This is a genomic window from Mesorhizobium sp. M5C.F.Cr.IN.023.01.1.1 (assembly GCF_003997585.1).
Taxonomy (GTDB): domain Bacteria; phylum Pseudomonadota; class Alphaproteobacteria; order Rhizobiales; family Rhizobiaceae; genus Mesorhizobium; species Mesorhizobium wenxiniae.
Map to the genome: position 1 here is coordinate 1 of NZ_RZSU01000199.1, position 5,366 is coordinate 5,366.

Sequence of the window (5,366 nt, forward strand, 5' to 3'; positions counted from 1 at the left end):
CGTCTTCCCTCCGTGGGGCGCAGGCAACTTCAGATGGACTCTCTCCCTGATCGGAGTAGTCACGTCATGCCGTCCACCTCGATACACAAAGCGGAATACGATCCGGAGCGCAAAGTCCTCTCGGTGTGGTTCGTGGCCAGCGGTAAATGCTACCAGTTTGAGGACGTGCCGCCGGAGACCTTCGCCGAGTTCCGAGCCGCCTTCGCCAAGGGCCGCTTCTTCAACGAACAGATCCGCAATCACTTCCGCTACCGTCTGGTTGGACCCGCGGTCGACTGAGCAGCATCAGCGGACGATCTCACTTTTGGCAGGGATGCGGCTGTTTCGTCGCGGCCGTCCGGCCAGCCTTTGCGAGGGTAAGGTCGGACATCGGAACGAAAGGCGGATTCGCGAATTCTACTGCTAGATAATCGGAATCGTCGCCCATGAGGCTCGCGACCCTCCACCTTGAAACTGCGATATACGGCGATGTATATCGCGCCGAAAGGCTCGCGCGGCTGAGGCAGCAAATGATCCGGCACATTAAGCGCACTGACGCCTCGGCTCAAAAAGTCGAGCAGGCGCTGGCTAGTTTGGCCGAAGCAAACGCACCCATGCACCGGCTCGCGCGGCATCAGTAGGGCCGCGCTCATGCGGCGCAGCATGCAGGTTTAGTTCTACAAACGCGGTTGCGTAGGGTTTCCTTGGGCACGGCGGACCGTCTGGGGACTTGGGGCGCAGGTATGAGGAAGAAGGCCCGCTGGCTTCGGTCGGCGGGTTTTTCTTCGAGGGGAGTAAAGCCGAAACGGGCCTGTTTGCTATGCCGTCTAGGCTGGTAGGCCAGCCAGACGCCAGCCATCGACGAAGGGCTCTGCAGCAGTCATATTCTTAAAGGGCAAGTTCGTCTGAAATCAGCGATTTTCCAGACTGGATTCCCTGCAAGAAATAGGCGGGCTAGGCCTCGACTGGCGTACTAACCATGAGTGACAGCGCTTCCGCGAACGACAATAAAAAGGAGACGGCATGAGCCCCAAGCCCACCGGCCACGTTCGTGGCAACGACCTGATCCTCACGCGCACGTTCCGCGCACCCATCGATGACGTCTGGACGAGCGTGACGAAGTCCGAGAACACCGCGCTCTGGTTCGGCAGTTGGGAAGGCGACGCCGGCCCGGGCAAGATCGTGCGGCTGCAACTGGTCCATGAGAAGGGCCAGCCGTGGACGAACGTGACGATCGAAGAATGCGAGGCGCCGCGCCGTCTAGTCGTCACGATGAAGGATCACTACGGCGAGTGGCGCATCGAGCTGACGTTGACGCTGACGGACGACACGACCGAGCTGCGCTTGGTGCAGCACCTGAGCGACCGGAAACTCGCGGGCGACGTAGGGCCTGGCTGGGAGTACTACCTCGACATGCTGGCCGCCGCGCGTGAAGGCAAGGCGCTGCCGTCATTTGAAGATTACTACCCGTCTCAGAAGGCACACTACCTAGAAGACGGATAGACGATCGGCACGTCGCAAGTTGGACAAAAATGTGTGTGTGGAGGCGCTGGCCAGCGTGCAGAAGCCGCCATGATACAGCCGGAGCGCCGCGCGGGCGCGACGCAGACGACCGCAGTGAACGGGCCGGCCTACAGCTAGTCCGCATGGCTATTGAAATGACGTGTCCAGCTGGCGTGTTGCCGAGCGAGGAAGCCGTATTGGGACTTTATGGCCCCTTGCCGGTTCATGAGGGCGAGGCGCTGGCCAAGGCGATCATTGAGACGGTCGAGCGGCTAACCCGATGCTCAAACGAGGCTACTCCTCGTCACTAAAACCCAACAGCGTCGCATGACGTATGTGGGTGTGTTCCCCAAGTGGAACTTTAGTAAATCCTAATGATTATCCGTGACCAGTGGGCACGCCCCCTCAGCTGCCCGCTGCAGATCGGGCTTCAACCCGATCGGGGCCCGCGCTCTCCGCCAGAGGCGCGGGCTTTTAATCGACAGCCCGTAAGACCGTGGCCGAAGAGCGGGACGACTTCAACAAGGCGTTACCGATTTTTCGGTGGAGCCCTGCCTCTACGGCTAGGGCTAGCTCACTTTTTTGTCGCGCAATTGGGAACAAGCGCCAGATAGGGAAGTTGACGTAAGGAGCTTTCCTATGGCTGACGAGCGGGATAGAGCGCCGAACAGCCCTGAAATCGTCGTTCGACGCTTGGTCAAAGAACCGGCATTACCGAAGAACAGGCCCGAAAGCTTATCTTCCTCCTCGGGCTCCATTGGGCATCGCTGCTCCGGGAAGCAAAGTCGCTAGCTGCCAAGCGGTAGGCGGGTTTTGTCAGATATATAATCGGCGCCTGGTGAACTAAGGCGTCTCGCCCGCCGTGCCGAAAGGTGCGGCCGGCTTTTTTGTTGTCCGAGATGTCCTGAATTCGTATTATTTCACAGAATGTTTTAGCCGGAGGGGGTGGTATGCCGATTTATCGCAAGGCTAAAGAATTTGGCGTCTTCAGTGCATCCGAAGTAGCTTTGCTGGGCCGTGTGTTCGACCGACTCAAAATTGAGAGCGAATCCGAACATAGGCGCGAAGTACTCGCCTCCCGGATCCTTGAAAATTATACGGCTGGTTTCACTGACGAGGACGAACTCGTCTCAGCGTCAAAACTGCCGTTGGGGTCGATAGATGCAACGCAAATAGGCCCTGCTTTTTCGACCCTCGCTGGAACATAGGTTTAAGCCGGAAGTTCGGGACGTGCAGCAAGGTCTTGGTTCCCTCTCAAGATTGCTGCCCCGGATGGTTCGCTCGCTCAAGCCAGAAGATTGCTGACGGCTGGTCCGCAAAATGTTCTCCTTGGAACCTCCAGGGCACGGACCCGTTTTTTGCTCATAACCGACGGGAAGGAGCAAATCATGACGAACCAGGACCCCGACATTCGTGAGACCCACGATCTCATCGCCAGCGATATGGTCATCGGCACCAATGTCTATGACGTCCAGGGAAACCACATCGGGCAGGTCGAAAGGTTGATCCTTGAGAAGAGAGGCGGCAGGGTGTCTTATGCCGTTCTCAGCTTTGGCGGATTTCTTGGAATTGGCGACGATTACTACCCGTTGCCGTGGCAGAAGCTCGACTATGACGAGAGCCTTGGAGGCTTCCGCATTGACATCACGAAGGAACAAGTCGAAGGCGCTCCGCGCTATGCTCGCGACCAGGATTTCGACTGGGATGCCGAGAGTGGCCGCCGCGTTTACGACTACTACGGCGTCCGGCCGTACTGGGTGTAGCTAAACCCTTTAGCAGTGCTCGCCGGAGAGCGGGGGCAACACGGCCAGGTTTTCCGGCCGCGGCACGCAGACAAGGCTGAGGGCGATGCTCCGATCAGCCCGCGTCCTCCCTCCGTGAGGCGGGGGCTTTGCGTTACTAGGGCGCGGACTCATTAACACGCAACCATACCTTGATTGACGCAAGCTGGACGAATGCGAGATAGTTGGCCGCAAGCCTGTCGCAGCGTGTCGCAACGCGACGATAATGCTTGATCTTGTTGAAGAACCGCTCGACCAAGTTGCGGGCACGGTAGAGATAAGGGCTGAAGCAAATCAGCTCGTTGCGATTGCGTCGCGGAGGGATATTGGCCCACGCGCCCTTCGCGGCGGCATAGGCCCTGATCCAGTCAGCGTCATAGCCCCGGTCTGCCAACAGCATCGCCCCCGATTTCAGACGGGACAGGAGCTTACCTACAAGTCGATTGTCGTGCGACTCACCTGTCGTCAACGCGAGCCGTACAGGCGGGCCGTTCGTATCGACCACTGCATGAATCTTGCTGGTCAGCCCGCCGCGAGACCGGCCCATGGATTGACTCCAGTTGCGGGGCACGCAAGCGGCGTGCCCCACGCGGCTTATTCGGCAGGAACGGCTTGATGGCCGACCATTCAAGATCGGTGAGTTCGTTGCGCATGTTTCGAGACTCCAGATTGGGAGCTCTGAATCACACGCCGGGCGATTTATGCTAATCTCGCGAGCCGTCAATCGGACTCCGAGTGATAGCAATGTTGGAAACGGACAAGGTGTTCACTGGCTCGATTCCGGAAAACTACGACCGCCATATGGTGCCGTTGATTTTCGAGCCGTTCGCCGCAGATCTTGCACAACGAGCAGCGTCCTTGTCGCCAAGCGCCGTTCTGGAAACTGCTGCAGGCACCGGGGTTGTCACCCGCGCACTGGCACCAAAACTGTCCCCCGTTGCAAGCTATATCGTAACTGATCTCAACCAGCCGATGCTCGACTATGCTGCTTCGCGACAAAATCCCGACATTCGCATCAAATGGAGCAAGGCGGATGCTCTGGCGCTACCGTTTGAGGATGCGGCCTTCGATCTCGTTTTATGTCAGTTCGGCGCGATGTTCTTTCCCGACCGCTCATCTGCCTACCGCGAAGCAAAGCGAGTCTTGAAGCCCGGAGGACATTTTTTAATCAGCGTATGGGATCGCATCGAGGAGAATGTATTTGCGGATGATGTGACGAATGCTCTCGCAAAGATTTTCCCGAACGATCCGCCGCGCTTTCTGGCACGCACGCCGCACGGCTACCACGATACGGCTCTGATCCGTAGGGAGCTGGAGGACGCAGGTTTCTCCCGTGTGGTGATCGAGACGAGAGCCGAACAAAGCCGTGCATCCTCGCCGCGCCTTCCGGCTGTTGCTTATTGTCAAGGAACTCTCCTTCGCAACGAAATTGAGGCCAGAGACGCAGGGAAACTTGAAGCTGCAACCGACTACGCCGCATCCGTGATTGCAGAGAGACATGGCAGCGGCGAGGTTGCTGCTAAAATTCAGGCACACGTAATCATAGCGGTGGTCTAGGTGTTGGATCAGTTCCAGCACTTCGCGACCTTCCGCTGCTATGCAGCAAATGCGTCGCTTTTGGAGTGAAACGGACACGAACCGAATTTATGAGTACGCGCCCTAGGTTTAGCCTTTCGACCGTGGCAATGATCGCCTTGGCAAGTGCTTCGGCTTCGTGGATTGGCTCCGGCCCATAGAGCCCCAACACCGCTTGCTCGCTTGGCAGCACGCCAGCCGGGCAGGTTTCTTCGATCGCCATCCGCACGAGCTCTAGCGCGGCTCGGCAGTCGCTCGCTTCCATGTCGCCATAACCTTCCAAACATGCATTTTGTCTAAAATGATCCGGAACTGAATCCGATTTGGCGGCTTGAGTCCGCGTCAGTGGCGTGGGGTCCAGTATGAGTAGCAGTTCCGGCGATGGCCGGTTGCAGTTCATGGAACCGCTCATGCCAACCCTGGTCGACAAGCCTCCGGAAGGCGATGCCTGATCCATGAGGTCAAGTTCGACGGCTACCGCTCACAGATCATCATTGACGAGGCCGGAGTTCGTGTCTTTACGCGCAA

The 5,366-nt window shown here is 58.1% G+C and carries 5 protein-coding genes and 2 pseudogenes; 6 read left to right on the forward strand and 1 reads right to left on the reverse strand.

The window, feature by feature from the left end; genetic code table 11:
• From EOA78_RS34900 to EOA78_RS34920, 4 genes are all read left to right on the forward strand, one after another.
• Positions 1-279 (forward strand): KTSC domain-containing protein (locus tag EOA78_RS34900; protein ID WP_348628522.1); only part of this gene is annotated, 279 nt, incomplete at its 5' end.
• Positions 280-1,002: 723 nt separating this feature from the next.
• Entirely contained in the window at positions 1,003-1,482 is a 480-nt protein-coding gene (locus EOA78_RS34910) for an SRPBCC domain-containing protein (RefSeq protein ID WP_127320212.1), read from the forward strand.
• Between the two features lie 950 nt (positions 1,483-2,432).
• Positions 2,433-2,690, forward strand: coding sequence for a hypothetical protein (locus EOA78_RS34915; protein ID WP_127320214.1), 258 nt, complete (start codon positions 2,433-2,435; stop codon positions 2,688-2,690).
• A gap of 180 nt (positions 2,691-2,870) precedes the next feature.
• Entirely contained in the window at positions 2,871-3,245 is a 375-nt protein-coding gene (locus tag EOA78_RS34920; RefSeq protein ID WP_127320216.1) for a PRC-barrel domain-containing protein, read from the forward strand.
• 136 nt (positions 3,246-3,381) lie between these two features.
• Here the strand turns inward: EOA78_RS34920 and EOA78_RS34925 are convergent.
• Positions 3,382-3,916, reverse strand: a pseudogene (locus tag EOA78_RS34925) (IS5 family transposase).
• Between the two features lie 91 nt (positions 3,917-4,007).
• Between EOA78_RS34925 and EOA78_RS34930 the strand changes: the two are divergent.
• Together EOA78_RS34930 and EOA78_RS37615 are read left to right on the forward strand one after the other, a co-directional pair.
• Positions 4,008-4,820, forward strand: a complete 813-nt coding sequence (locus EOA78_RS34930) for a class I SAM-dependent methyltransferase (RefSeq protein WP_127320218.1) — start codon at positions 4,008-4,010, stop codon at positions 4,818-4,820.
• A gap of 428 nt (positions 4,821-5,248) precedes the next feature.
• A pseudogene (locus EOA78_RS37615) lies at positions 5,249-5,366 on the forward strand (ATP-dependent DNA ligase); the annotation flags it as partial.